We start from the raw sequence: 281 nt of genomic DNA, 5'->3' as shown, positions 1-281 counted from the left end.
TCACATGAAAAGAACAAAGTTTACGGAAAGCCAGATTGTCAAGGCGCTAAGGGAAAACGAACAGGGAAGATCCGTTGGCGATATTTCCAGGGAACTGGGTATCGACAAAAGTACATTTTACTACTGGCGCAAGAAATACGTGGGTATGGAGCAGCAGCAACTGAAACGTCTAAAGGAGCTCGAAGAAGAGAACAATAGGCTAAAACAAATGTATGCGGATGTTAGTCTGGACAATAAAATGCTAAAGGACGTTTTGTCAAAAAAGTTCTAAGGCCTTCCGA

1 protein-coding gene is annotated in these 281 nt (G+C 42.3%); it reads left to right on the top strand.

Going from position 1 to position 281, the window contains the following annotated elements; translation table 11 throughout:
• The coding region (locus MWU78_RS22360; protein ID WP_247002040.1) for a transposase at positions 1 to 271 on the top strand (271 nt) is incomplete at its 5' end.
• Positions 272 to 281: the final 10 nt, after the last annotated feature.

Source organism: Arenibacter sp. F26102 (genome assembly GCF_023015865.1).
Classification (GTDB): domain Bacteria; phylum Bacteroidota; class Bacteroidia; order Flavobacteriales; family Flavobacteriaceae; genus Arenibacter.
This window is presented reverse-complemented; position numbering and strand designations above follow the sequence as displayed.